Source organism: Metapseudomonas phytobenefica (assembly GCF_043392685.1).
In the GTDB taxonomy this organism is placed as follows: domain Bacteria; phylum Pseudomonadota; class Gammaproteobacteria; order Pseudomonadales; family Pseudomonadaceae; genus Metapseudomonas.
The window spans coordinates 14,309-39,133 of record NZ_JBHZGM010000016.1 but is presented as its reverse complement, the minus strand read 5'-3'; the positions used below and the strand labels follow the sequence as shown (position 1 = coordinate 39,133).

General features: G+C 63.2%; 23 protein-coding genes and 1 tRNA gene. 9 read left to right on the top strand and 15 right to left on the bottom strand.

The annotated features are described in order from the left end of the window. Positions 1-900, top strand: coding sequence for an EamA family transporter (locus ACFW0B_RS14275; protein ID WP_449149199.1), 900 nt, complete (start codon positions 1-3; stop codon positions 898-900). Positions 901-936: 36 nt separating this feature from the next. Here ACFW0B_RS14275 and uvrB read toward each other — a convergent pair whose 3' ends face one another. Beyond that, positions 937-2,952 (bottom strand): excinuclease ABC subunit UvrB, encoded by a 2,016-nt coding sequence (uvrB, locus tag ACFW0B_RS14270; protein WP_449149197.1) that lies wholly within the window; start codon positions 2,950-2,952, stop codon positions 937-939. Between the two features lie 183 nt (positions 2,953-3,135). Between uvrB and ACFW0B_RS14265 the strand changes: the two genes are divergently transcribed. Beyond that, a complete protein-coding gene (locus ACFW0B_RS14265; RefSeq protein ID WP_449149195.1) occupies positions 3,136-4,332 on the top strand; it encodes an amino acid aminotransferase in 1,197 nt (398 codons plus the stop codon). 70 nt (positions 4,333-4,402) lie between these two features. After that, positions 4,403-4,478, top strand: a tRNA-Asn gene (locus ACFW0B_RS14260). Positions 4,479-4,857: 379 nt separating this feature from the next. Here ACFW0B_RS14260 and ACFW0B_RS14255 read toward each other — a convergent pair. From ACFW0B_RS14255 to ACFW0B_RS14225, 7 genes are all read right to left on the bottom strand, one after another. After that, entirely contained in the window at positions 4,858-5,184 is a 327-nt protein-coding gene (locus ACFW0B_RS14255; protein ID WP_449149193.1) for a ComEA family DNA-binding protein, read from the bottom strand. Between the two features lie 381 nt (positions 5,185-5,565). Continuing rightward, a complete protein-coding gene (gene ihfB, locus ACFW0B_RS14250; protein ID WP_077525274.1) occupies positions 5,566-5,844 on the bottom strand; it encodes an integration host factor subunit beta in 279 nt (92 codons plus the stop codon). Positions 5,845-5,993: 149 nt separating this feature from the next. Then, complete coding sequence (rpsA, locus tag ACFW0B_RS14245) at positions 5,994-7,673, bottom strand: 30S ribosomal protein S1 (protein ID WP_449149190.1); 1,680 nt, start codon at positions 7,671-7,673, stop codon at positions 5,994-5,996. 286 nt (positions 7,674-7,959) lie between these two features. Further along, entirely contained in the window at positions 7,960-9,126 is a 1,167-nt protein-coding gene (argE, locus tag ACFW0B_RS14240; protein WP_449149188.1) for an acetylornithine deacetylase, read from the bottom strand. Then, positions 9,119-9,796: a DUF1028 domain-containing protein gene (locus ACFW0B_RS14235; RefSeq protein WP_449149186.1), complete on the bottom strand. Its 678-nt coding sequence runs from the start codon at positions 9,794-9,796 to the stop codon at positions 9,119-9,121. Before ACFW0B_RS14235 ends, argE begins: the two co-directional genes overlap by 8 nt. Before the next feature lie 11 nt (positions 9,797-9,807). Then, positions 9,808-10,239: a RidA family protein gene (locus ACFW0B_RS14230; protein ID WP_044874932.1), complete on the bottom strand. Its 432-nt coding sequence runs from the start codon at positions 10,237-10,239 to the stop codon at positions 9,808-9,810. Positions 10,240-10,304: 65 nt separating this feature from the next. Then, a complete protein-coding gene (locus tag ACFW0B_RS14225; RefSeq protein WP_449149184.1) occupies positions 10,305-11,624 on the bottom strand; it encodes a flavin-containing monooxygenase in 1,320 nt (439 codons plus the stop codon). A gap of 344 nt (positions 11,625-11,968) precedes the next feature. On the opposite strand from ACFW0B_RS14225, the gene ACFW0B_RS14220 reads away from it, so the two are divergent. Together ACFW0B_RS14220 and ACFW0B_RS14215 are read left to right on the top strand one after the other, a co-directional pair. Beyond that, positions 11,969-13,600, top strand: coding sequence for a VRR-NUC domain-containing protein (locus ACFW0B_RS14220; protein WP_449149182.1), 1,632 nt, complete (start codon positions 11,969-11,971; stop codon positions 13,598-13,600). A 1-nt stretch (position 13,601) separates the two neighbouring features. Continuing rightward, positions 13,602-15,851 carry an ATP-dependent DNA helicase gene (locus tag ACFW0B_RS14215; RefSeq protein ID WP_449149180.1) on the top strand — a complete coding sequence of 750 codons (2,250 nt, stop codon included), beginning with the start codon at positions 13,602-13,604 and terminating at the stop codon, positions 15,849-15,851. 202 nt (positions 15,852-16,053) lie between these two features. Here ACFW0B_RS14215 and ACFW0B_RS14210 read toward each other — a convergent pair whose 3' ends face one another. Next, entirely contained in the window at positions 16,054-16,743 is a 690-nt protein-coding gene (locus ACFW0B_RS14210) for an endonuclease (RefSeq protein ID WP_449149178.1), read from the bottom strand. 290 nt (positions 16,744-17,033) lie between these two features. Here ACFW0B_RS14210 and ACFW0B_RS14205 point away from each other — a divergent pair, with 290 nt between their 5' ends. Further along, entirely contained in the window at positions 17,034-17,345 is a 312-nt protein-coding gene (locus tag ACFW0B_RS14205; protein ID WP_449149176.1) for a transcriptional regulator, read from the top strand. Here the strand turns inward: ACFW0B_RS14205 and ACFW0B_RS14200 are convergent. The 3 genes from ACFW0B_RS14200 to ACFW0B_RS14190 all read right to left on the bottom strand — a co-directional run bounded on the left by ACFW0B_RS14200 (position 17,342) and on the right by ACFW0B_RS14190 (position 19,827). Next, positions 17,342-18,223, bottom strand: coding sequence for a DMT family transporter (locus ACFW0B_RS14200; RefSeq protein WP_449149174.1), 882 nt, complete (start codon positions 18,221-18,223; stop codon positions 17,342-17,344). The two genes, ACFW0B_RS14205 and ACFW0B_RS14200, sit on opposite strands and share 4 nt — an antisense overlap. A 129-nt stretch (positions 18,224-18,352) precedes the next feature. Continuing rightward, positions 18,353-18,757 carry a hypothetical protein gene (locus ACFW0B_RS14195; protein ID WP_449149172.1) on the bottom strand — a complete coding sequence of 135 codons (405 nt, stop codon included), beginning with the start codon at positions 18,755-18,757 and terminating at the stop codon, positions 18,353-18,355. Continuing rightward, the gene (locus ACFW0B_RS14190) at positions 18,757-19,827 is read right to left on the bottom strand and encodes a hypothetical protein (RefSeq protein WP_449149170.1); all 1,071 of its coding nucleotides are present in this window, start codon (positions 19,825-19,827) and stop codon (positions 18,757-18,759) included. The genes ACFW0B_RS14195 and ACFW0B_RS14190 overlap by 1 nt, the downstream gene beginning before the upstream one ends. A 375-nt stretch (positions 19,828-20,202) precedes the next feature. On the opposite strand from ACFW0B_RS14190, the gene ACFW0B_RS14185 reads away from it, so the two are divergent. Beyond that, positions 20,203-20,382 (top strand): hypothetical protein, encoded by a 180-nt coding sequence (locus ACFW0B_RS14185; RefSeq protein ID WP_449149168.1) that lies wholly within the window; start codon positions 20,203-20,205, stop codon positions 20,380-20,382. 61 nt (positions 20,383-20,443) lie between these two features. Here ACFW0B_RS14185 and ACFW0B_RS14180 read toward each other — a convergent pair whose 3' ends face one another. Then, a complete protein-coding gene (locus tag ACFW0B_RS14180) occupies positions 20,444-20,917 on the bottom strand; it encodes a hypothetical protein (protein ID WP_449149166.1) in 474 nt (157 codons plus the stop codon). Further along, positions 20,914-21,744, bottom strand: coding sequence for a winged helix-turn-helix domain-containing protein (locus ACFW0B_RS14175; RefSeq protein ID WP_449149164.1), 831 nt, complete (start codon positions 21,742-21,744; stop codon positions 20,914-20,916). Before ACFW0B_RS14175 ends, ACFW0B_RS14180 begins: the two co-directional genes overlap by 4 nt. A gap of 289 nt (positions 21,745-22,033) precedes the next feature. On the opposite strand from ACFW0B_RS14175, the gene ACFW0B_RS14170 reads away from it, so the two are divergent. Further along, the gene (locus ACFW0B_RS14170; RefSeq protein ID WP_449149162.1) at positions 22,034-22,717 is read left to right on the top strand and encodes a DUF3313 family protein; all 684 of its coding nucleotides are present in this window, start codon (positions 22,034-22,036) and stop codon (positions 22,715-22,717) included. Between the two features lie 43 nt (positions 22,718-22,760). Further along, on the top strand, positions 22,761-23,261 hold the full coding sequence (locus ACFW0B_RS14165) for an outer membrane beta-barrel protein (RefSeq protein ID WP_449149160.1): 501 nt from the start codon (positions 22,761-22,763) through the stop codon (positions 23,259-23,261). Positions 23,262-23,302: 41 nt separating this feature from the next. On the opposite strand, the gene ACFW0B_RS14160 is transcribed toward ACFW0B_RS14165, so the two are convergent. Beyond that, positions 23,303-24,817, bottom strand: a complete 1,515-nt coding sequence (locus tag ACFW0B_RS14160; protein ID WP_449149158.1) for an MltF family protein — start codon at positions 24,815-24,817, stop codon at positions 23,303-23,305. Positions 24,818-24,825: the final 8 nt, after the last annotated feature.

Below are 24,825 nucleotides of genomic sequence, written 5' to 3'. Positions count from 1 at the left end.
ATGTCCTCCCACGCTTCGACCCGCCGCACCCTTCTGCTGATCGGTGCTTTCGCCATGATTTACATCGGCTGGGGCACCACCTACCTGGCCAACCATTTCCTCCTCCGCGAACTGCCACCCTTCGTCATCGCCACCCTGCGTTTCCTGTTCGCCGGCACCCTGGCCCTGGGCTGGGTGCTGGCCAGCGGCAAGGCGCAGGTCCAGCGCAGTGACCTGGGTGGCGCGCTGATCGGCGGTGTAATGCTGATTGCCATGGGACAGGGAGCGCTGATCTACGCTAACCAGTTCCTGCCGACCGGCATGCTGGCGATGCTCTACACCACCCTGCCCCTCTGGAGTGTCGCCCTGGAATGGCTACTGGATCGCCGCCCGCCGCTGTGGGTCCTCTGCGGCCTGGCCCTGGCCAGCGGCGGCATCGTGATGCTGATGGGCAACGGCCTTGGCAGCAACGCCGGATTCGAGCAGTGGTTCGCCGGCGGCCTGGTCGTGCTGGCCACCCTGCTCTGGGCGATCGGCGCCTGGCTGCTGCGCCAGCGCCCACCCTTCCGCTCCAGCTGGATGGGGCTCAGCCTGCAGATGCTGACCGGCACCCTGGTCCTGGCCATCTTCGGCCTCTGGCGGGGCGACTGGAGCGGCGTTGAGCTGGCCAACGTAAGCCTGGACGCCTGGCTGTGGATGGCTTACCTGGTGATTCCCGTCAGCCTGGGCGTCTATCCCGCGTACTTCTGGCTGCTGCGGGAAGTGAAGCCGAGCCTGGTGTCCACTTTCGCCTTCGTGAACCCTGTCGTAGCACTGCTGCTGGGGTTCCTGATCCTCGGTGAGCGGCTGGAAGTCACAGCCCAGCTGGCCTGCCTGGCGACCCTTGCAGGGGTGGTCATGATCATCTTCGGCCGACGCTGAGGCCCCATGAAAAAGGCGCCCTTGGGCGCCTTTCTCCTAGAGGTTTATCAGCCGCTCGCGCAGCTTCTGGATCTCGTCGCGCAGCTGCGCCGCGGCTTCGAACTCCAGGTCGCGAGCCAGCTGGAACATCTTCTCCTCCATCTGGCGAATGCGCTTGGTGATCTCGCTGGGCGAACGCAGCTCGGCCTCGTAACGGGCACTCTCCTCGGCAGCCTTGGCCATGGCCTTGCGTTTGTTGCTGCGCGAGCCGGGCACGGTGGCGCCCTCGAGGATGTCCTGGATGTCCTTCTTCACGCCCTTCGGCACGATGCCATGGGCCTGGTTGAACGCAATCTGCTTGTTGCGCCGCCGCTCGGTCTCACCCAGGGCACGCTGCATGGAGCCGGTGACGTTATCGGCGTAGAGGATCGCCTTGCCGTTCAGGTTTCGCGCTGCACGGCCAATGGTCTGGATCAGCGAGCGCTCGGAACGCAGGAAGCCTTCCTTGTCGGCGTCCAGAATGGCGACCAGCGACACTTCCGGCATGTCCAGGCCTTCGCGCAGCAGGTTGATGCCCACCAGCACGTCGAAGGTGCCGATACGCAGGTCACGAATGATCTCCACGCGCTCGACGGTATCAATATCCGAGTGCAGGTAACGCACCCTGACGTCGTGATCGGCCAGGTAATCGGTGAGATCCTCGGCCATGCGCTTGGTCAGGGTGGTGACCAGCACCCGCTCTTCGACGGCCACGCGCTTGCGGATTTCCGAGAGCAGGTCATCGACCTGGGTCGTGGCCGGGCGCACTTCGACTTCCGGGTCCACCAGGCCGGTGGGCCGCACCACCTGCTCGATCACCCGGCCAGCGTGCTCGGCTTCGTATGGGCCGGGCGTTGCCGACACGAAGATGGTCTGAGGGCTGATGGCCTCCCATTCGTCAAAACGCAACGGGCGGTTGTCCAGCGCAGAGGGCAGTCGGAAGCCGTACTCCACCAGGGTTTCCTTGCGCGAACGGTCCCCTTTGAACATGGCCCCGACCTGGGGAACGGTGACGTGGGATTCGTCGATGACCAGCAAGGCATTGGCTGGCAGGTAATCGTAAAGCGTCGGCGGTGCCTCGCCTGGCGCACGACCGGACAGATAGCGGGAATAGTTCTCGATGCCGTTGCAGTAGCCCAGTTCGAGGATCATCTCCAGGTCGAAACGGGTGCGCTGCTCAAGGCGCTGCGCCTCCACCAGCTTGTTCGCCGAGCGCAGTTGTTCCAGGCGCTCCTTCAGCTCTTCCTTGATCTGATCCACCGCCTCCAGCAGAACCTCGCGGGGCGTCACGTAGTGGCTCTTCGGGTAGAAGGTGAAACGCGGCAGCTTGCGAATCACTTCGCCGGTCAGCGGATCGAACGCCGCCAGGCTTTCCACCTCGTCATCGAACAATTCGACGCGAATGGCTTCCAGGTCCGATTCCGCCGGAAAGATATCGATGACATCGCCGCGAACCCGGAAGGTGGCGCGGGCGAAGTCCATGTCATTGCGGGTGTATTGCAACTCAGCCAGGCGCCGCAACAAGGTGCGCTGGTCGATACGGTCGCCGCGGTCGATATGCAGCACCATCTTCAGGTAGGACGCCGGATCCCCAAGGCCGTAGATGGAGGAAACGGTGGCGACGATGATGGCATCGGGCCGTTCCAGCAGGGCCTTGGTCGCCGACAGGCGCATCTGCTCGATGTGGTCGTTGATCGAAGCGTCCTTCTCGATGTAGGTGTCGGAGGATGGGACGTAGGCTTCCGGCTGGTAGTAGTCGTAGTAGGAAACGAAATACTCGACGGCATTGTTCGGAAAGAAGGCTCGGAACTCGCCGTACAACTGGGCAGCCAATGTCTTGTTGGGCGCCAGGACCAGCGTGGGCCGCTGAACCTGGGAAATGACGTTCGCAATGCTGAAGGTCTTCCCCGACCCCGTCACACCCAGCAGGGTCTGGTGCGAAAGGCCGGCTTCCAGTCCTTCCACCATCTGGCGAATGGCCTCCGGCTGGTCGCCGGCGGGCTCGAAGCGGGTGACAAGCTGGAACTCCGACATGCTGACCTCGACTTTGGATGTGACACCTGCGCAGGACTGGCGTCATACCTGGTGGAAAGCTCGCGCGCGATGTCGCCGCAAGCTGTCTGGGTCGCTATAATACCGGCCCGATTGCGCAACCCCTAGCGCACATCGTTCGGGGTTGCGTCCCATCCTCACCTTCCTCCTCCGAGCTGCCGCATCATGAGTCTGTTTTCTGCCGTCGAAATGGCTCCGCGCGACCCCATCCTGGGTCTTAACGAAGCGTTCAACGCCGATACCCGTGCCACCAAGGTCAACCTGGGCGTGGGTGTTTACTACAACGAGCAGGGCCGCATCCCGCTCCTGCGCGCTGTAGCCGAAGCGGAAAAGGCCCGCATCGAAGCGCACGCCCCGCGCGGCTACCTGCCGATCGAAGGCATCGCCGCCTACGACCAGGCCGTGCAGAAGCTGCTGTTCGGTGCCGATTCCGAACTGCTGGCCCAGGGCCGCGTGGTAACCACCCAGGCCGTAGGTGGCACCGGTGCACTGAAGACCGGCGCCGATTTCCTCAAGCGCCTGCTGCCCAACGCTGTGGTCGCCATCAGCGACCCGAGCTGGGAAAACCACCGCGCCCTGTTCGAATCCGCCGGCTTCCCGGTGCAGAACTACCGTTACTACGATGCCGCCACCAATGGCGTGAATCGTGCCGGCCTGCTCGAAGACCTCAAGGCCCTGCCCGCCCGTTCCATCGTGGTCCTGCACGCCTGCTGCCACAACCCTACCGGCGTGGACCTGGAACTGGACGACTGGAAAGCCGTTCTGGAAGTCCTGCGCGAGCGCGAGCACGTGCCGTTCCTCGATATCGCCTACCAGGGCTTCGGCTCCGGCATCGATGAAGACGCCTTCGCAGTGCGCCTGTTCGCCGAGTCCGGCCTGCAGTTCTTCGTATCCAGCTCCTTCTCCAAGTCGTTCTCCCTGTACGGTGAGCGTGTTGGCGCCCTGTCCGTGGTGACCAGCTCGAAGGAAGAAGCCGGCCGTGTGCTGTCCCAGGTCAAGCGCGTGATCCGCACCAACTACTCCAACCCGCCGACCCACGGCGCTACCGTGGTGGCCTCGGTGCTGAACAGCCCGGAACTGCGTGCAATGTGGGAAGCGGAACTTGGCGAAATGCGCACCCGCATCCACAGCATGCGCCTGGCCATGGTCGAGCAACTGGCCGCCCAGGGCGCCAAGCGCGACTTCAGCTTCGTAGCTCGCCAGCGCGGCATGTTCTCCTACTCCGGCCTCACCGCCGAGCAGGTTGAACGCCTGAAGAACGAGTTCGGCATCTACGCTGTCAGCACCGGCCGCATCTGCGTTGCCGCGCTGAACAACAGCAACCTGGAAAGCGTGACCCGCGCCATCACCCAGGTCCTTTGAAAAAATTTGGGAGAAGCTCAGGCAAACGCTTGACTTCTCCTTTCTTATCAGTAAGATACGTCGCATCCGATCCGCGATAGCTCAGTCGGTAGAGCAAATGACTGTTAATCATTGGGTCCCTGGTTCGAGTCCAGGTCGCGGAGCCAAATTCAAAGCCCTCGGCACATGCCGGGGGCTTTTTCTTTGTGGGCCGGACTCTCACCAGGGACTACGTCCCAGGTTATTCGGTCCTACGTCCCTCACCCCTTCGGGGCCGCGCTGAAGCGCGTTCGGCTGGCACCGTCGAGTCCAGGTCGCGGAGCCAAATTAAATGCCCCCGGAACATGCCAAGGGCTGCTTCTTTGCATCCGAGTTCCGTAGCCTGGATGAAATCCGGGGAAAGCCCCACCGCCCCCCTATTTCATCCGGGCCACGACTTACCAGTTCGCTTCGCCCTGCGCCAACCGATGTTTCCCCTGCGGATTCCCGGTTTTCCATACGCAAAAAAGCCGCCCTTGAGGCGGCTTTCTTGGCATTACCTGCTGCTCACTCAGCTGTCAGCATGTCGCGACTCTTCTCAAGCGTCTTGACGCCAATGCCCTTGACTTCGAGCAAGTCGTCCACCGAGGAGAATGGTCCGTTTTCCTCGCGATACTGCACGATCGCGCGGGCCTTCGTCGCACCAATACCGACCATCCGCTCCTGCAGCGCAGCCTCATCTGCCGTGTTGATGTTCAGTTTACCGGCGTCGACGGAAGCACTTGCGACTGCCGTCGCTGCATCGCTCTTCGCTGCGACAGCAACCTGGGAGTAGCCGAAGCACAGCGAACACAGCACCAGAAGCAACGAGGCAATTCGAACGCGAAACATCATGAACACTCCTTGTCATCAGTAAAGGAAAGGGCGGTACTCCATAAACCGCCCAAACCAAACTAATGCCTAGGGCTGGAGGGCTCAATTCGGCACTGATGATGAAACCAGTCAACAATTTCCCCTTTTAAGGCGTAATCATGGACTGTTTCGGGTAGGAATCTACGCACGCGAACAGAGATGCAGAGGCTGTGACGTGGGATCCTAGTCTCAGGAAAATGATGATCAGGTTGGAACAAAAAATCCACGCTGTCATCCAGCATGGATTGATTTATATCCAACTTATCAACTAACAGGGAGAGGAGACTATTTCCGAACAAACGCAAGGCTGGCTCACAAACGACTAGAAAGCGTCATCCAGAGCACTCTCTATCCGAGCCGGAGTCATTCATTGACCCGATCCCGCAACTCCTTGCCCGGCTTGAAGTGCGGAACGAACTTGCCATCCAACCGCACGGACTCCCCGGTCTTGGGGTTTCGTCCGACACGTGGCGCGCGGAAGTGAAGGGAAAAACTACCAAACCCACGAATCTCGATACGGTCCCCCGTCGCCAATGCTTGGGACATCTGCTCAAGCATGGTTTTGATGGCAAGCTCTACGTCCTTCGACGACAGCTGGCCCTGATGAGTAACAATTCGTTCGATCAATTCCGACTTGGTCATGGTTTTCCCTTCTAATTCAAGCGGCTAGATCAGCTCATTGAGGTTTTAGCACGCCAGAGAGGCTTTGAACAGCCCAAACGCCGGAAGGGAAATCGCAGACAACAAAAAGGGCGGCCTAGGCCGCCCTTTCTGCTGATGGAGCAGGGTGATTAGCCCTGGTTCTCCATCTGAGCACGGATCAGGTCACCAATGGTGGTCGGGCCGGTGGACTCGACTTCCTGCTTGCGCAGTTCCTTCATGGCGTCCTTCTCGTCATCAACGTCCTTGGACTTGATGGAGAGGCTGATTACGCGGCTCTTGCGGTCGATGCTGATGATCTTGGCTTCGACTTCTTCGCCTTCCTTCAGCACGTTGCGCGCGTCTTCAACACGGTCACGGCTGATTTCGGAAGCCTTCAGAACACCTTCGATCTCGCCGCCGAGGCTGATTACAGCGCCCTTGGCGTCAACTTCTTTCACGGTGCCGCGAACGATGCTGCCCTTCTCGTGCAGGGAGGCATAGCTGGAGAACGGATCGTCTTCCAGTTGCTTGATGCCCAGGGAGATGCGCTCACGCTCCGGATCAACGGAGAGGATGACGGTTTCCAGCTCGTCGCCCTTCTTGAAGCGGCGTACGGCTTCTTCGCCAACTTCGTTCCAGGAGATGTCGGACAGGTGAACCAGACCGTCGATACCACCTTCCAGGCCGATGAAGATACCGAAATCGGTAATCGACTTGATGGTGCCGGAGATCTTGTCGCCCTTGTTGAAGCGGCTGGAGAAGTCTTCCCACGGGTTGGACTTGCACTGCTTGATGCCCAGGGAGATACGACGACGCTCTTCGTCGATGTCCAGAACCTGAACTTCCACTTCGTCGCCAACCTGAACGACTTTCGACGGATGGATGTTCTTGTTGGTCCAGTCCATTTCGGAAACGTGTACCAGGCCTTCCACGCCCTCTTCCAGCTCGGCGAAGCAGCCGTAGTCGGTGAGGTTGGTTACACGGGCGGTCACGCGGGTGCCCTCCGGGTAACGAGCCTTGATGGCAACCCACGGGTCTTCGCCCAGTTGCTTCAGACCCAGGGATACGCGGTTGCGCTCGCGGTCGAACTTCAGGACCTTCACGTCGATCTCGTCACCAACGTTGACGATCTCGGACGGATGCTTGATGCGCTTCCAGGCCATGTCGGTGATGTGCAGCAGGCCGTCTACGCCGCCCAGGTCAACGAACGCACCGTAGTCAGTGAGGTTCTTGACGATACCTTTGACCTGCTGGCCTTCCTGCAGGGATTCCAGCAGGGCTTCGCGCTCGGCGCTGTTCTCGGCTTCCAGGACACTGCGACGGGAAACGACAACGTTGTTGCGCTTCTGATCCAGCTTGATGACCTTGAACTCGAGTTCCTTGCCTTCCAGGTGGGTGGTGTCGCGTACGGGACGCACGTCGACCAGGGAGCCCGGCAGGAACGCGCGGATGCCGCTGACGTCGACGGTGAAACCGCCCTTGACCTTGCCATTGATAACGCCCTTGACCACTTCTTCGGCGTTGAAGGCGGCTTCCAGAACCAGCCAGGACTCGGCACGCTTGGCTTTCTCGCGGGACAGCTTGGTTTCACCGAAGCCGTCTTCCACTGCGTCAAGCGCAACGTGGACCTCGTCACCCACCTTGATGGTCAGTTCGCCTTGTTCGTTGAAGAACTGCTCGACCGGGATGACGCCCTCGGATTTCAGGCCCGCATGGACGGTGACCCAGTCACCATCGATGTCGACCACGATGCCGGTGATGATGGCACCCGGCTGCATGTCGAGGGATTTCAGGCTTTCTTCAAAAAGTTCTGCAAAGCTTTCGCTCATGTTCATACCTGTAGTCAAAGGCCAGGAAAGGCCCTATTCCGCACTCCAGCCAATGCGGTCAAGTCATCAATAGAAGCGACGAGGATCGAAGCTGGTATCCTGCGCCACCCCGGTTGCGCCGCATCCCACAAATGCGAAAAGTGACGCGAATCTCGGTGTTGACATTGGCGTTTTCAACCTCCGGACGGAGGGATCGAGCCAATATAAGGGCTGGAATGGTAGCAACGGGGTAGACGCCCGTCAATCGCGCATCCAGCCCCGCTCCAGAATGGTCGGCAGTCTACGCTTAACCGCCTTCGCCCTGCAGATGAAGCGCCAAACGGCGCAACATCGCATCGCAGTCGGCCAGTTGTTCGCAGCTGATGAATTCGTCCGGCTTGTGTCCCTGATCCATGCTGCCCGGACCGCATATGACAGTGGGAATACCCGCTTGTTCGAACAAGCCACCCTCGGTACCGAAGGCCACGGTGCCGAACTCTGTCGAGCCGCTGAGCAGCGCCAGCAGCCGCGCCGCCTCGCTGTCCGGCGAAGTGGCCAGCCCCGGATAGGCGCTCAACGGTTTCAGGCTAATCCCCGTTTCCGGCTGCACCGCGCGCATCCGCGGCGCCAGTTCGGTCTCCGCGTAGGCTTGCAGTTCATCGACAACCTGCCGGGCATCGAAGTCTGGCAGCGCACGCACCTCGAAATCGAACTCGCACTCCGCCGGCACGATGTTCAGGGCACGCCCGCCCTTGATGGTCCCGGTCTGGACCGTCGAGAACGGCGGGTCGAATCGCTCGTCATGACGCTCGGGCCGCGCCAGTTCCGCACCGATATCCCCCAGCTTGCCGATCAGCCGCGCGGCGTACTCGATGGCATTGACACCATAGGGCGCATAGGCGGAATGGCAGGCGGCACCCCGGACCTGGCAGCGCATCGCCAGCTTGCCCTTGTGGCCGAGCACCGGTTTCAGCTCGGTAGGCTCGCCGATCAGGCACAGTCGCGGCTTGTGGGGCCGTCGCTCCAATTCCGCCAGCATGGGCCGCACACCGAGGCAGCCCACCTCCTCGTCATAGGAGAAAGCCAGATGAACCGGAAGCGTCAACGGTCTCTCCAGAAAGACCGGCACCGCGGCCAGGACCGATGCGATAAAGCCCTTCATATCCGCCGTACCGCGCCCGTACAGCCGCCCTTCCCTCTCCGTCAGCCGGAAGGGCTCCACCGACCAGGGCTGCCCATCCACCGGCACCACATCCGTATGGCCGGACAGCACGACGCCACCCCGGTCACGCGGACCGATGGTGGCGAACAGATTGGCCTTGGTGCGTTCCTGGTTATGAAAGAGCTCGCACTCCACCCCAAGCCCGGCCAGGTAGTCCCGGATGAACGCGATGAGCTCGAGGTTGGAGTCACGGCTCACCGTGGCAAAGCCGATCAGCCGCTCGAGCAGCTCGCGGCTGGACAACTCACTCATCGCCCGGCACCCCGTAACTGGGCGCGGCGGTCGGGTTCAGCGCCCGGGTCAGGTAGTCCTGCATCTGCGGCCGATAGGCCTGCCAGAGGGCATCCAGCTGCCCGATGGGTTCCTCATCCGCCCAGTCCACGCGCAGGTCGATGATCGGCCAGGTGAAGTCCCCTACCACCTTCAACGCCGCCGAATGCACCGGACCGGCTTCACCACCGGCGGCCATCGCGGCATGCATGGCCGCCAGCAGGCGGTCGGCCAGTACACCCGGCGTTTCTTCAAAGGCCTGCACCATGGCCTCGATCACCCGGGTGCTGGACAGCAGGTTCCCGGCGGCAACGCACTGCTCGCCCGCCACCGCATTGTGCACCCCCAGTGCCTCGCTGCCGCTGAACAGCGCGGTACGGCCCTGGGCGTCGATCACGCTCACCTGCCGGTATTGGCTCCAGCCGTTGGTGCTCAGTGCCCGATCGAGGGCAGCCGCCGGTTCCAGATGCTGCGAGTCGAGCAGGTCGAGGATCTGCGGCCCCAGGGCCGGCAGGGTGACGTTCTGGGTCGCGACCGCGCCGACTCCGGCACGTACCCAGGGGCAACGGGCGCCAACGGCGATGCTGGAAGAACTGATGGCGATGCCGAGCTGCCCGGTTTCAGGGCAGCGGCCGATGATGGAGAACGTCATGGTCCTGCTCCTTATGCCTGCGCCGGCTGCCAGTCGTCCGGGATCACCGCGATGACGTCGATTTCCATCAGCCACTGGGGCTGGCCCAGGGCCGACACCACCAGCCCGGTGGAGATGGGGAATACGCCCTTCAGCCATTTGCCGACTTCCTGGTAGACGGGCTCGCGGTAGCGCGGGTCGATCAGGTAAGTGGTGGTCTTGACGATGTGGGACAGGTCACTGCCGGCCTCTTCCAGCAGCTGCTTGACGTTCTTCATCGCCTGCTCGGCCTGGGCACGCGGATCGCCAAGGCCCACCAGGCGCCCCTCGAAGTCGGTGCCGACCTGGCCGCGAACGTAGACGGTGTTGCCGGCGCGCACGGCCTGGCACAGGTCATTGTTCAGGGTCTGGTTCGGGTAGGTGTCTTTGGTGTTGAACATGCGGATGCGGGTATGGGTAGGCATCTACTGGCTTCCTGTAAACAGAAGGTTGAACGGGCGAATCAGGGGGAACGGGACTGATCTTCCGATCAGTCCTCGGCCCGGCGCTGCGCAGCGTCGCGGTAGGCGAGGTACTTGCGCTGCGTGGCGATGTGGTCGGCGATGTGCTTGGCGTCGTGCCAGACGCCCCAGATGAAGGTGGAGCCGCGACGCGACAGCCAGGGCAATCCGAGGAAATACACGCCGGGTTCGCTGGACACGCCGCGCTGATGCTTCGGCTTGCCGTTCGCGTCGAAGGCATTGACCTGCAGCCAGCTGAAATCCACGGAGTAGCCGGTGGCCCAGATGATCGAAGTGACGCCAGCCTCGGCGAGGTCGAGTTCGAGAATCGGATTGATCACGCAATCCGGTTCCGGGAAGGTCCTGCGCGCTTCGGGTTCTTCCGGCAGGTCGAGACCATTGCGGGCGATGTAGGCATCCGCGGCATCGAGCAGCGACAGGTAGTTCTCATCGCCACGAGCGAGGTTCTCCGCCAGATCGGCCTGGAAGGTCACCACACCGTCGTTGAAGGACTTCGTCAGGCCGACCAGCGTCATGCCCTGCTGGGCCAGCTCGCGGAAGTCGACTGTCTTGCCGCCGCGGGCACCGCTCACCGCGATGGTGACGTGCTCCTTGCCCGGCTTGGCGGCCTCGGCATCCCACTCGCCGAGAACGCCCAGCCACCAGCAGAAATCACGGTTGCGATAGGCACGCGGAGGACGATCATGCGGCCCGACCGACAGGTAAACCTTGCGACCGGCGCGCATCAGTTCATCGGCGATCTGCACCCCCGACGAACCCGCGCCCACCACCAGGACAGCACCCTCGGGCATCTGCTCCGGGTTGCGGTATTGGGCGGAGTGGATCTGCAGGAGCCGATCATCCTTGGGGGCGATCGGTGGAATCACCGGACGCTGGAAGGGGCCGGTGGCAGATACCACGCGGCGGGCCTGGATCACGCCTTCGGAGGTTTCGATGGTGAAGCCCGGACGGTCGGTATTGCGCACTACCCGCTTCACCTCCACCCCGGTACGGATGGGGGCGTCGAACTTCTTGGCATAGGCCTCGAAGTACGCAGCAACCTGATCCTTCGGAGCAAAGGCGTCGGGGTCCAGGCCTTCGAATTCAAGGCCCGGGAAGCGGTCATGCCAGGCCGGGCCATTGGCGACCAGCGAATCCCAACGCCCGGTGCGCCAGGCTTCGGCAATGCGGTTGCGCTCGAGAACCAGGTGGGGCACGCCGAGCTTGCTCAGGTGCTCACTCATGGCCACGCCTGCCTGGCCGGCACCGACAACAAGCGTGTCGATTTCCATTTGATCAATCATCACGCCCGTGTGCTTTTGAAAGGCGGCTTGGTTCAGGTCGGTCATGGTTGCCTCCTCTGACTCGGATCCTTGTTGTTCTGCTGATGCAGATAACTGTTGGGGTTGGCCGCATTCTGTTCAGAGGCAGGGATTCGCGAAATTATGATTTTTGTAGTCGCTGGCTAGGAAAAAGCTGCACGCGCGGAAAACGCCACGGCCCACGCGGCACAAGGCTTCGGATATAGGTTTTTTAGCGTCAGGCACGACATATTTGATGGCCCGAAACCCTTGGAACGGGCGGGTTCGACCGGTTGCGCCCGCCTGGCCCATTGATCGAAATCCATTTGCCGCTGCCCGGCCGCGCCTGATATCTGTATAAATCCACAGTAAAAGCCCAATCCGCCCGCCCCATGCCCGCAGCCCTCGAAGACCCCTTCTATTACCTGAACAACTTCCACACCCTGCTGGACTGGATTCACGAACGCTACAGCGACCTGCTGGATGCCGAGGAGCAGGCGTTCATCCAGGACTTCCGCGCCCTGCCCCGCGCCTCCCAGGCACTGCTGGTGCGCATGGTGATGCGCAAGGGCACGCTATTTCGCGCCAGCAAGCTGAACTACGCGGAAATAGGCGATACCCCTGCTGCGGCAGAACCTCTGGTGGCCCTGGGCTGGGTGGATGACACGCCGGAACTCGAACTGCCCCAGCTCTTCGGCCTGCTCACCCTTGGCGAAGTGGATGCCTGCTTCGGCAAGGCAGCGGGACGCAAGGCGGAGCGGCTGGAAGCCCTGATGAGCGAACACGGCGAACCCCGTAACTTCGCTGCCTGGTACCCGGCCAGCAGCGACTGCGTGTACGCGCTCGGCCTGATGGATGTCTGCGACCGCTTGCGCCTGATGTTCTTCGGCAATCTCTACCAGGACTGGTCCGAATTCGTCCTCGCCGACCTCGGCATCTACCAGTACGAAAAAGTGCAGATCGACGCTTCGGCACGAGGCTTCCGCGAGCGCGCCGACCTCAACTACTACCTGCACCTGCACCGCTGGCGGGAGCGCTTCGATGCCGGCGAAGCGCTGGACCGGCTGCTCCCCGAACTGCCGCTGGAGCCCCACTCGAATCCCTGGCTGGATGCACGTCGGCGCAAGTTGCTGTTCCAGGTCGGCCAGCACTGCGAACGCGGCGATCTGCTGGAAGCTGCCCTGGGTCTGTACCGCCTGTGCGATTACCCGGGCGCGCGGGTACGGCGCATCCGCGTACTGGAGCGACTGGACGCCCACGCTGAGGCCTTCGAGCTGGCGCAACGCGCCTGCGCAGAGCCCGAAAGCGAAGAGGAAGAGCAGCACCTCGGCCGTATCCTGCCGCGCCTGCGACGCAAGCTGGGCCTGCCCAAGGAGCCGCCTGCCGGCAAGGCCCCGGTACAGCGCATCGACCTGGTCTTGCCGCAGCCGCCCGAACCACTCTCGGTGGAGCACGCCGTGCTGCTGCATTTCCACGAAGACGGCGCGCCCGTGCACTACGTGGAGAACACCCTGCTCAATTCGCTGTTCGGCCTGCTCTGCTGGGACGCCATTTTCGCTGCGCTCCCCGGTGCCTTCTTCCACCCGTTCCACAATGGCCCGGCAGACCTGCTCAGCCCCGACTTCCATGCCCGCCGCGCCGAACTGTTCGACGCCTGTCTGGCGCAACTGGACAGTGACGCCTACCAGGCCAGCATCCGCCGCACCTACGCCACCAAGCAGGGACTGCTATCGCCCTTCGTCTATTGGGGCAACCTGGACGAAACCCTGCTCGAACGTGCCCTGACCTGCCTGCCGGCAGCGCAGTTGAAAGCCTGCTTCCAGCGCATCCTCGCGGACATCAAGGCCAATCGCGCCGGCCTGCCGGACCTGATCCAGTTCTGGCCGCAAGAACGGCGTTATCGCCTGATCGAAGTGAAGGGCCCCGGCGACCGTCTGCAGGACAACCAGTTGCGCTGGCTGGAGTTCTGCGCCCGGCACGGGATTCCCGTGGAAGTCTGCTACGTGCAGTGGGCGGACGCCTGACATGGGCTACAGCGTCGCCGTGCGTGCGCTCTGCGAGTTCACCGCCAAGTGTGGCGACCTCGATCTGCGCTTCACCCCGGCGCCCACCGCCCAGGAAGGCATCGCCGGCCACGCCCTGGTCGCCGCCCGCCGCGGCGAGGGCTACCAGACGGAAGTGGTCCTGAGCGGCGAGTACGGGCCGTTGCGGGTACGCGGCCGCGCCGACGGCTACGACCCGGCGCAAAACCGCCTGGAAGAGGTGAAGACCTACCGTGGCGACCTCCAGCGCATGCCGGACAATCACCGGCAATTGCACTGGGCCCAGGTGAAGGTCTATGGCTGGCTGCTCTGTCAGCAGGAGGAGCTGACGGAAATCGAACTGGCGCTGGTGTATCTCGACATCGGCAGTCAGAAAGAAACCCTGCTCATCGAGCGTCATCGCGCAGAAGACTTGCGCCGCTTCTTCGAAGAACAGTGCACGCGCTTCATCGCCTGGGCCGAACAGGAACTCGCCCACGCCAGTGCGCGCAACACCGCCCTCGAAGCCCTTGGTTTCCCCCACGCAGAATTCCGCCAGGGCCAACGCCAGCTCGCCGAAGCGGTGTACAAGGCCGTCAGCACCGGCTGCTGCCTGATGGCCCAGGCGCCCACCGGCATCGGCAAAACCCTGGGCACACTGTTCCCGCTGCTCAAGGCCGTGCCGCGCCAGGGGCTGGATAAGGTCTTCTTCCTCGCCGCGAAAACACCCGGTCGGCAACTGGCCCTGGATGCGCTGGCGCAGACCCGGGCAGAGCCGCTGCGCGTGCTCGAACTGGTGGCCCGCGACAAGGCCTGCGAGCACCCGGAAAACGCCTGCCACGGCGAGTCCTGCCCGCTGGCCCGGGGCTTCTACGAACGCCTGCCGGCCGCCCGCTGGGAAGCAGCGGAACGCCGCTGGCTGGATCGCGAAGCCATTCGCGCCGTGGCCCTCGCCCATCAGGTCTGCCCGTATTACCTGGCCCAGGAAATGGCTCGCTGGAGTGACGTGGTGGTGGGCGACTACAACTACTACTTCGACTCCAGCGCCCTGCTCCACAGCCTGGCCAACGCCAACCAGTGGCGCGTGGCGGTGCTGGTGGACGAAGCCCACAACCTGGTGGAACGAGCCCGCCGGATGTACTCGGCCGAACTCGACCAGCTCAGCCTCAAGGCCCTGCGCAAGGCTGTGCCAACGGTGCTGAAGAAGCCCCTGGAGCGGGTCAATCGTGCCTGGGGCGAGCTGAACAAGCAGCAGGTCGAGGACTACCGCGCCTGTGACGCCCCGCCACAGAAGCTGTTGAACGCTCTGCAGGGGGCGGTCGTGGCCATCACCGACTACCTCACCGACAACCCCACCGCCACGGACGCCCGACTTCAGGACTTCTACTTCGAAGCCATGCAGTTCGGCCGCATGGCCGAGCAGTTCGACAGCCATTCGCTGTTCGACATCAGCAAACGCCCCGGCAAGGCGGGCGGCAGCCTGTCGCGCCTGTGCCTGCGCAACCTGGTGCCAGCCCCCTTCCTCGCCCCGCGCTTTGCCGCCAGCCGCTCCACGGTGCTGTTCTCCGCCACCCTCAATCCGAGCCATTACTACAGCGACCTGCTGGGCCTGGCACACAACACGCCCTGGCTGGAAGTGGACTCGCCCTTTCGCGCCGATCAGCTTCAGGTACGGGTCGCCGCCAACGTTTCCACGCGCTACCAGCATCGCGGCGCCTCGCTCGGCCCTATCGCCGAATTGATGGCCCGGCAATTTGCGGAACGCCCCGGCAACTACCTGGCCTTCTTCAGTAGCTACGACTACCTGCAGCAGGCCGCGGAGCGCTTCGCCCGCGAGCATCCGCAGGTGCCCATCTGGCTACAGGGACGGCAGATGGACGAAGCCGAGCGCCAGGCCTTCATCCAGCGCTTCGAGGACGGCGGCCGGGGAATCGGTTTCGCCGTGCTCGGTGGCGCCTTTGGCGAAGGCATCGACCTGCCCGGGGAGCGGCTTATCGGCGCCTTCGTCGCCACCCTTGGCCTGCCGCAGCTGAATGCCGTGAACGAGCAGTTGAAGGTGCGCATGGGCGCGCTGTTCGGCGCCGGCTACGACTACACCTACCTCTATCCCGGGATACAGAAGGTGGTGCAAGCCGCCGGCCGGGTCATCCGCACCACCGAGGACCGGGGTGTGGTGCACCTGGTCGACGACCGCTTCGCACGGCCGGAAGTGCAGCGGCTCCTGCCTTCCTGGTGGGCCATCGATTTGCTGTAGGGCTGTATCCCTGACGGGCCCAGACACCGTAAGCGAGCTCTGCTCGCGAATATCCCATGCATCGAATCGCGAGCAGAGCTCGCTACTACAGCCTCCCGGACTCCGCGCGATGCGGTGGGGCAGCGACTGCGCCCCTTCAGGAGGCCGAGCGGAATCGTTAGCTGTTGCCAGAGCCCGAAAGCCTTGTAGGCAGCTGTTGCCACTATCGCCGGCAAACGCTCATATCCACCTTGCCCACGAACGGGTTGCCATAGCCCATTACGCAGGCGACGCGCTGGTTGCGATTGCGCTCCCAGGCTTCCACCGGGTACTGGCGGTTCCAGGCGTTGTAGAGCTTGCGGTCCTGGCTGGAGAGTCGCAGGCCGTAACGATCGCTCATGTAGAAATAGGTGCGCGCGATCATTCCGCGAATCCGCTGGCGGGGCATCGCCTTGCGCGCCTTGAAATCCACCACCATGGGGCAGGCGCCGTACTGGCTGGGTTTCTGCGCAAGCCAGGCAAAGCTGTAGTTGCTGCGGTCGCCATTCACCTCGCCGATGCTCGGTACCAGGTTATGCAGATCGGCCTCGGCGCGCTGATAGACGGCGTCATTCTCCGCGCAGTTCTTGCGCCCCCCTTTCTGCCAGCACTGGCGCTGATGGCCGATCACCCAGGCCGGCACTATGTGCTCCCACTCGATGCGTCTGGCCCGTTGCGGCGACTTCCTCGGGACATAGCCACAGCTCTTCAGGTCCACCCGATTGCCCTGGTATCGGCAGCCGCAATAGAACTCCACCGGGTGAGTGGCATAGAGCTTCCACGCGATCTTCTTGGCTTCATTGAATGTGCGGGGGGCGGCGGCTTCCGTAGCGGCGGAAAACAACAGGCAAAACAGTAGGATAGAGCGGTTCATCAGGTTTCTTGTTCCCGGGGACTGCGTCAGGAGGAAATGACTGACACCAGATTTTTCCTTTGGTTTGGTTGCCATCGGACCGTGGCAACCGTTATATGTATAAATATACAGTAATTCAGGAAAAGTCCTATGCCTGTATCAGCCCCGATCCGCTTGCCAAAGGCCGAACAACCCGCTCCACCAAATATTCCACTGCCCTACCAGCTGCCGCTGCCCTTCCCGCCCCGCGGCCAGGTGCAGCCCCTGCACGCCAGTCGGCAGTTGCACTGAATTCATCCGAGGACACCCAGATGCTGGATGTGCGCCAGTTGAAGTACACCGTCAGCCGCATGGCTCCGGAAGAGGTCCGCGAAGCGGTGGAAGAACTACGCCTGGAAGGCCTGGTGACCGATGGCAAGACCCCATTCGGCCGCCTGCATTTCAATACCTGCCTGGCCGAGATCGAGGCCCTGTTCCAGCGCGCCGGTTATCACCGCCAGCTGGATGTGGTGGGTTATCAGGGCCAGGCCTATGCCCTGTTCGACCCGGCGCGCTGGGAACCGGTGCAGGTGCTCAGGTGGCTGAAGGACTACGTGGACTCGCGCGAGGTGGAAAGCGCCTAGCGCTTTTGCGCGTAGGCCATGAACAGCCCGCTGCCGACGATGATGCCGATGCCGAGCAGGCCGATCTGGTCCGGCGCGTGGTTGAACAGCAGCAGACCGAGCAGGCCGGCGAAGACGATCTGCCCATAGCCGAACGGCGCCAGCAGTGGCGGCGAGGCGTGACGGAACGCCTGGGTGAGCAGCATGTGCCCGCCCATGCCGCAGGCACCCAGGGCCAGCATCAGCAGACTGTGGCCGAGGGTATCCGGCAGGTGCCAGAAGAACGGCACCAGGGCGCTCATGATCAACGTGTTGGTCAGGCCGGTGATGAAGTTGCTGGTACCCGAGCTGTCACTCCGGGCCAGGATGCGGGTCAGCAACTGGTAGAAGGCGAAGCAGACCGCCGCCGCCAGGGGATAGAGAATCGCCGGGGTGAACAGCGCACTCCCCGGCCGCACGATCAGCAGCACCCCGGCAAAGCCCACCAGCACCGCCCCCCATTGGCCGCGGGAAACCCGCTCCTTGAGCAGCGGCACCGAAAGCGCGGTGACCAGCAGCGGCGCCAGGAAGATCACCGAAGTCGCCTCGGCCAGCGGGATGTACCGCAGGCCCGTGGTGAACAGCAGGCTCACCCCGACCAGGCTAAGTGCCCGCACCACCTGCAGCAACGGTCGCCTGGTGCGCAACACCCGCATGCCCTCACGCGGCAACAGGAAGCCCGCCATCAACAGGGTATGCACCAGATAGCGCACCCAGACCACCATCACGATGGGATAGAAGGCCGAGAGGTACTTGGAAATCGCGTCGTGGCTGGAAAACAGGAAAGTGGCCAGGCAAACCAGAACAATGCCTTTGATCGGCTGGTCCACGCGTTGCGACAGGGGGCTTGGGGAGCTCATCTGGGTTCCGGGTCGTCTGCGGGGAGAGGGCTTGGTAGCAGACTAATGATTAGGCGACTCAAGATATCGGCTTAACCGGGTCGACTCAAGGGACCGGATGTCCACAGGTTCGCAAGGTAGATTCATTGGCTATATCTGTATCAAGTGCTGCAAGCCGCTGCATTCCTCCTTCTGCGGCGGAGAATCGTCGCTGGCGCTGACCTGCCGACCCTCGGCATCCAGGCCGACGACTCCCACCACCCGGTAGCAGTCGACGTCATCGTCCAGCGGAATGGCGAACAGCCGCACCGTTTCATCCAGGGCGAAGTGGTGCACTTCCTCGCCGACCGCAACGCCATCGCGATAAGCCTGCAAGTACAGCTCGGCGGCCACCGCCTCGCCTTCCTCGTCGCGGCTGAGCACGCCGACCAGGCTGTCCTCGTCGTCCACCACCTGCAGCCAGTGCCCGCGCAGATGCACCTCCGCCGCCCGGACCGGCGCAGCGGCCAGCCCCAGCAGGCAGCAGATCGCCAATGCGCGCAGCGAACCGCCCATCAGCGGCTGCTCAGCTGGCTGTAATCTTCCGGCGTCGGCAGGCCAAGCCACTCCTGCCAGCGCCGCAGGTCGCCACGGGCGCTTTCGAACAGAGCGCTGGCTTTCATCTTCTCCAGGGAGCTCACGCACTCCTCCAGCGGCGCCTCCTCGCGCAGGCAGGGGTTACCTGGAGGCAGCTGGGTGCCTGCCAGGTAGGACACCAGGAAGTAGGTAGCAGCGTTGTCGGTGGGAAAGATGTGCCGGCCGCCGGTACGCAGCCAGCCGCGCAGGGCTTCGGTCAGGTTGTCAGCGTAGGCCTTGGCGTCGGAGGTGAAATCGACTTCAGTGCAGTCCTTCAGGTAGAGGTTGCTCGCAGTTTCATCGCTGACCTTGCCGTACAGGGTGCAATAAAGATCGACGTATTTGCCCTCGAGCACCGGCTCGGAGAATTTCTTCGGATCGCTATGGAGCTCCGCCTGCACGTTGAACATTTCGTTGGCGCCGGGCAGTTCCAGGATCACGTCGTTGGCATAGTCGATGCGAACGGACAGGACTTCGCCTGTAACGATGAGCTTGCGCCCCCTGAAGAAGGGATCGACCGCCTCGCCGTCGTCTTCATACAACCGTGCCAGCTTCGAACTGGGCATGCGCTCCACCGGGTTGACCATCGACAGCGCGCTCAGGGCCGACTTCCCTCCGGCCAGGGCCACCAGGTAATCCTGCTCCATGATGTGGCGAAAGAAGTTCAGGGCGCCCGGGTCCACCTGCGGGTGATCGCCGGCATCCTGCCTCGACCGGGCATCGCCGGCCTTGGCCTGGAGCGCGGACGTCTCGATCAAGTCCTTGGCGGTACTGCTGATGTGCACGCCCAGGAGAAACAGCGGCACCGCGAGGATGGCCACGGCGATGCTGCTGCCGGATTTCCCGGTAAGGCTTTCGATCGCCCGCCACGACGCTGGGCACAACCAGATCGCACCGCACAGCATCAGCAGTCCGCCGATGACGGAACTGCCCATGACCCCGAAGGACGCGGCAACCAGGACCGAACAGACGATCCAGCAGATCAGCCGGATCACAGGTACGAACTTCATTCAACGCCCCTTCTCGTAGCAAGACTGGCCCCGGAGGTTGCCGGAAGGCCGTGGCCCTCCCCGGGTCATCGACCTCGGGACGGCCGGATTCTTGGCAAGGGGCGGCGGGAATGAAAATTACCAATCCTCATTTTCTGTCAGCGACCTGCCGCGCCTGGACTCCAGGAGGCGAAGGTGCGAGTAGCGCGGCAGACCGAAAGTCCATCGCTCAAGTGCGCTCTTGAAGATTGCAAGCGCTATCGCCGAGAAAACCTCTCGGCAGTTGGGGGAAGCCGCAGAACTCTGCCCCCGACAACGATGACCATTTTTGATTCGCATCAGGCGCGGAGCGGCTTCGACAATCGACGGAGTGACAACCAAAGTGGAGCGTTTGAAATGCTGGTCCTGTGTCGCAACGTCGGGGAAACCCTGGTCATCCAGCACTCGCCGGAGACCCTCACTCACATCAAGGTCATTCGCACGGAGCGGCCCACGGTCATCCTGAGCGTGGAAACCCGGACCCTAGATGGAAAACTCAAGGAGCTGACCGAGTTGCGCCTGCGCGAAAGCGCCTGATGAAACCCGGCGTCGGAGAGTGGCTCGCCCGCAGCCATCTCTCCGTCCGCTGTTGTATCGGTCAGCGGTTGAGGCAACGGACGTTGTCGATCTCCCGGGCGTAATAGCAGATCACCCCGTCATCGGACACCGGCAGGAATTCCAGTCGCAGCTTCGCCCCCGTCGCCAGACCGTACTGTCTCCCGAAGAACACATCGGGAATCTCACTCAGCTCTTGCATCGGCCTGGCTCGACTGGTCTGCGCCTTCTGCAACCGCAGTTCGAGGCTGCGTGGACCGACATGTTCGACGTCCGCCAGCAGCGATGCGTAGTTCACCTCAGCACCGACCCGCTCCATGGCGGCAAAGCTCAGCACATCGCTGATGATGACCCGCTCTTCCGAACGTATCAGGGTGCCGTCGTTGAGCAGTATCCGATTCGCGCCGTGGTAGGAAACCCCTTGCGAATAGACCGCCGGATCGCTCGCCAGTCCAGCCAGCGCAAGCAGGGCCAGGCCACCGAGGATGAAGGCATGCTTGTAGCGGTGCAGCATCATGGCCAGCCCCTCATGCAGCGGCGGACCATCTCCAGTTGCAGGTTGGCCATCGGGTTGTCCTCCAGAAAGATCAGGTTTTCCGTCGTGCCATCGGGGCGCACGCAACTGAGGTCGTAGAGGCGGTTGGAACGGTTGATCCAGACCTGTCCGGCCAGCCCCTCTTCACGGGCGTCCAGCGCCGCCTTGAACGCTTCGCGGGTGCGGGTGATCTCCTCCGCACTGTCGCCGACGAAATGGAAAGTCGTCGACGCCGCCGCCACATCCTCGACCAGCAGGTCCGAGACGGCGCCATCGAATACACCCAAGCGATACAGCCCGACCAGGGCGAGCAGGCAGAACATCGCCCCGTAGGCCGGCACCAGCAGCTTCGGCGAGCGCGGCAGGCCCTCCAGCCAGGTCCCGCGAACGCTGGTCGGCGCAGCTTCCACCTGCTCGTTCGCGCCCGGCGCATCATCAACGGCCGCGGCAGCTGCGGGCGCGGAATCGTCCACCAGATACTGCGCATTGAACCGATACCCCCGGCGCGGGACCGTCTGCAGCAGCTCGTGGTCGGTGCCGTCCTCGATCAGGTTGCGCAGGGTGAATATCGCCTGGTTGAGACTTCCGGCGGCAACGACGCGATTGTCCCAGGCGTATTCCATTATTTCGTTGCGACTACGGGTTTCCCCGGGACTGTCCAGCAGAAGTTGCAACAGGCGTGACTCGGAATATGACAAGGTCACCGCGCGCGGCTCGCCCGAAGTCAAACCCACATGCAACTTATTGCTTGCTGCATCGAACTCTGCAGTACCGCCGTTTTTCAGCAGGAATTTGAACTGGCTTTTCATGAAAGTTTTCTGAGCTTATTGATTTCATTACCCACGAAAGAGGCTGCGAATTCTCTCGTACATCGACTTGCAGCTGCACACTCCCCGGCATAAATGACGATTTTTGATTCTTGTTTTCCGCGCCCCTTCTGCAAAGTGCGGGGGCGCCGAAAAAGGCGCGGCAGCGCGGCGTTGCACCTCTCCTCCCCCTCCTGGCGGCACGCCGCGCTGCCACTTTCGAGCCCGGTACCGGCGAGACTTTTCCGGCCCAGGGGCCGAGCAGGCCGACGCGTCTTCAACAGGAACCCCCATGCAATTCAAAGAACTTTCCATCCTTGCGCTTTCGACTTCGCTATTCGGTTGCTCAATGGCGCCGAGCATCGACTCCTCGATAGTTCCCGGACAACAGACAGACGTGCTGCTGCAAGTCATCGAACGGGATGACGGCACCATCGCCTGGAAAAAATACCCGGCACCTCTTTCCAGCAACCACGACAAGGCAGTTTTCATCGACTTGCCGATGACCTCTTCATTTACCAGCAGCAACTCGAAACTCGGCGCGTCCGATGCAGATATCAGAAAACTGATCCTCCACTTCCGCGGTCAGCTGGAACGGCAACTGACTTCCGCCGGCTACCGCGTGGTGCCGCACCCCACGCCGGGGGCACTGTCGCTGCGCGTGTCTATCAGCGACCTCGAACGCACCCCGCGCGATCCGAGCGTGATGGAGTACATCCCCATCGGCTTCCTGGTGGGCCTGTCCCTGCACGTCACCGGCGTGCGCGACGAAACCCTCTACGTGTTCTTCGACAGCGAGGTCCGTGACGGACTGACCGGCGAAACCGTCGGCCGCGCCGTCGACCGGGCCAGGGGCCGCAACCTCGAACAGTCCGACAAGCCCGTGGCCGAGGACATCTACCCCGCCATGGACGCGGCGGCGCTGCGCATCCGCGAGCGCCTGGACCGCGAATTCCAGCGCAAGGCCTCGGCCTGATCCCAACTTCCCCTCCCAACCAGCAAACCATGCAGGACCACAGATGAAATTCGGCAAACAACTTGCAACTGTCTTCATCGCCCTCAGCGCCCTCAACGCCGTCGCGGATGACCGCGGCCTCTACGTGGGTGGCGGCGTGACCAGGGTAGAAACCGACGAGCACAGCCTCAGTGACGACGACAACGCCTACAAGGCCTACATCGGCTACCGCCTGAACCCCTACCTGGCCATCGAAGGCGCCTGGGTCGACCTCGGCAACTTCGAGGGCGACCGTGGAGACTTCGAAGGCCACTCCGTGCAGGCCGCGGCCCACCTCGGCGTACCGGTGGGCGACCGTCTGCGCCTGTTCGCCAGCGCCGGTGTCCATGCCTGGGATGCCGACGCGGACGTCGCCGGCGACAGCAGCGACCTGGACCTGACCTACGGCCTCGGCGTCGAACTGGACGTGTTCCGCAACGTCGGCGTGCGCCTGGAGCAGGAAGTGTTGAAGGTCGGCGACATCGAGCTCGACCAGACCAGCGCCAGCGCCTACCTGCTTTTCTGACCCCCTTCGCGGCCCCTGCCCCGGCAAGGGCCGCGCCTTCCTCAAATTCCCTCCAGCCTGCCCAGCAGCCCTTCCGGCCGTGCTTGCTCACGGTCCTGCGCGAACTTGTAGGCGATGTAGTACTTGTACACGTTGCTCACATAGTCGACGGGCTCTCGGCCCACTTCCCTCGCCACCACCGACTCGACATGACCGAACCAGCGGTCCGGATCCAGGCCGCTTTCCCGAGCCATGCGCCGCGCCTTCTGCAGATTGCCCGGCCCGGCGTTGTACGCCGCCAGCAGCATGAACATGCGATCCTCCGCATCGAGCGCCGGATCGTCGAGGTAGGTGTCGGCGAGAAAGCGCAGGTACTTGCTGGCCGCCTCGACGTTCCGTTCCGCGCTGTTGCGCACACCCGCCACCCGCACATTGGGATCGGCCGCCGTGCTCGGCAGCATCTGCATCACCCCCACCGCACCCCGGTTGCTGCGTGCACGCTGGTCGAAGCGGGACTCATGGAAGGCCTGGGCCATCAGCATCAGCGGGTCCAGGTCGTAGCGGCGGGCGGAAGCAATAAAGGCCCGGTTGAGCTGGCGGAATCGGCGCAACTCCGCGGCCGACGCCGGTTCGCCGAGAAAGCGTCCAGGGTCTCGGCGGCCATTGCTCAGGTCCCTTCCGAGGCGGCTTTCGCGATCCTGCCCGGCAAGGAACTCCGCCAGCACCGCATACAGCTCGGGGTTGTTCTGGCGCACCGCCCAGGCGTAGTGGCCGCCCCAGTCGAGGTCTACGGGCCGCTGGATTGCGATCCGCCCCAGGGTCGGCTGCCAGGCCTGGGCCACGCGACGATCCACGACGGTAGCGGCGTGGACGCCGGCGTCCACCAGCGCCAGCAGTTCTTCGGGCTCGGTTCCTTCGTCCAGGGGTACCACGCGGATCGGCGCCATGCCGCGCTCGACAAGGGTCTGGCTCAGCGCCAGCAGTTCCCGGAAATCATTGCCCAGTGCCGGTACCGCCACCTCCCTGCCAGACAGGTCATCGAGGTTGTCGACCGGCTCGCCGGACGGCCCGCTCACCAGTACCGGATCGGCCCGGAACGAACCGGGTGCGGTAACCACCTGCCCGCCGAAGCGCGCGGCCTCCCCTTCCACCAGCCCGCCCGCAGCGATGTCGCCGACGCCCCGGACCAGGCTGGGCAGCAGATGTTCACGACTTACCGGAATGAACATCACGTGCCAGCGGCCCTTGCCGGCCTGGCGCGGATAGCGCTGGTTCAGCCAGCGTTCGAAGGCAAGGCCCACCTCATGGCTCACACCCTTCTGATGGCCCTGGTCGATGTGGAAGAAGGTTCGGCTATAGGGCACCAGGATGCGGATGGTGCGGCGCTCGCGGAGGCAATCGAAGTCGTCGGTGCGATCCGGTGGCGGCTCGGGAGCGAGGATGGGCAGTGCAACCCGGGATGCTTCCTGCTGCATGGCATTGGCCAGGGCCATCTGCAACGGCAGCAGTCCCATCAACAAGCCGGCCGGCAGGGCGAGCGTTCCCAACAGCGGTCGGCGCCGAATTCGAGTTCCCATCGGTGTTC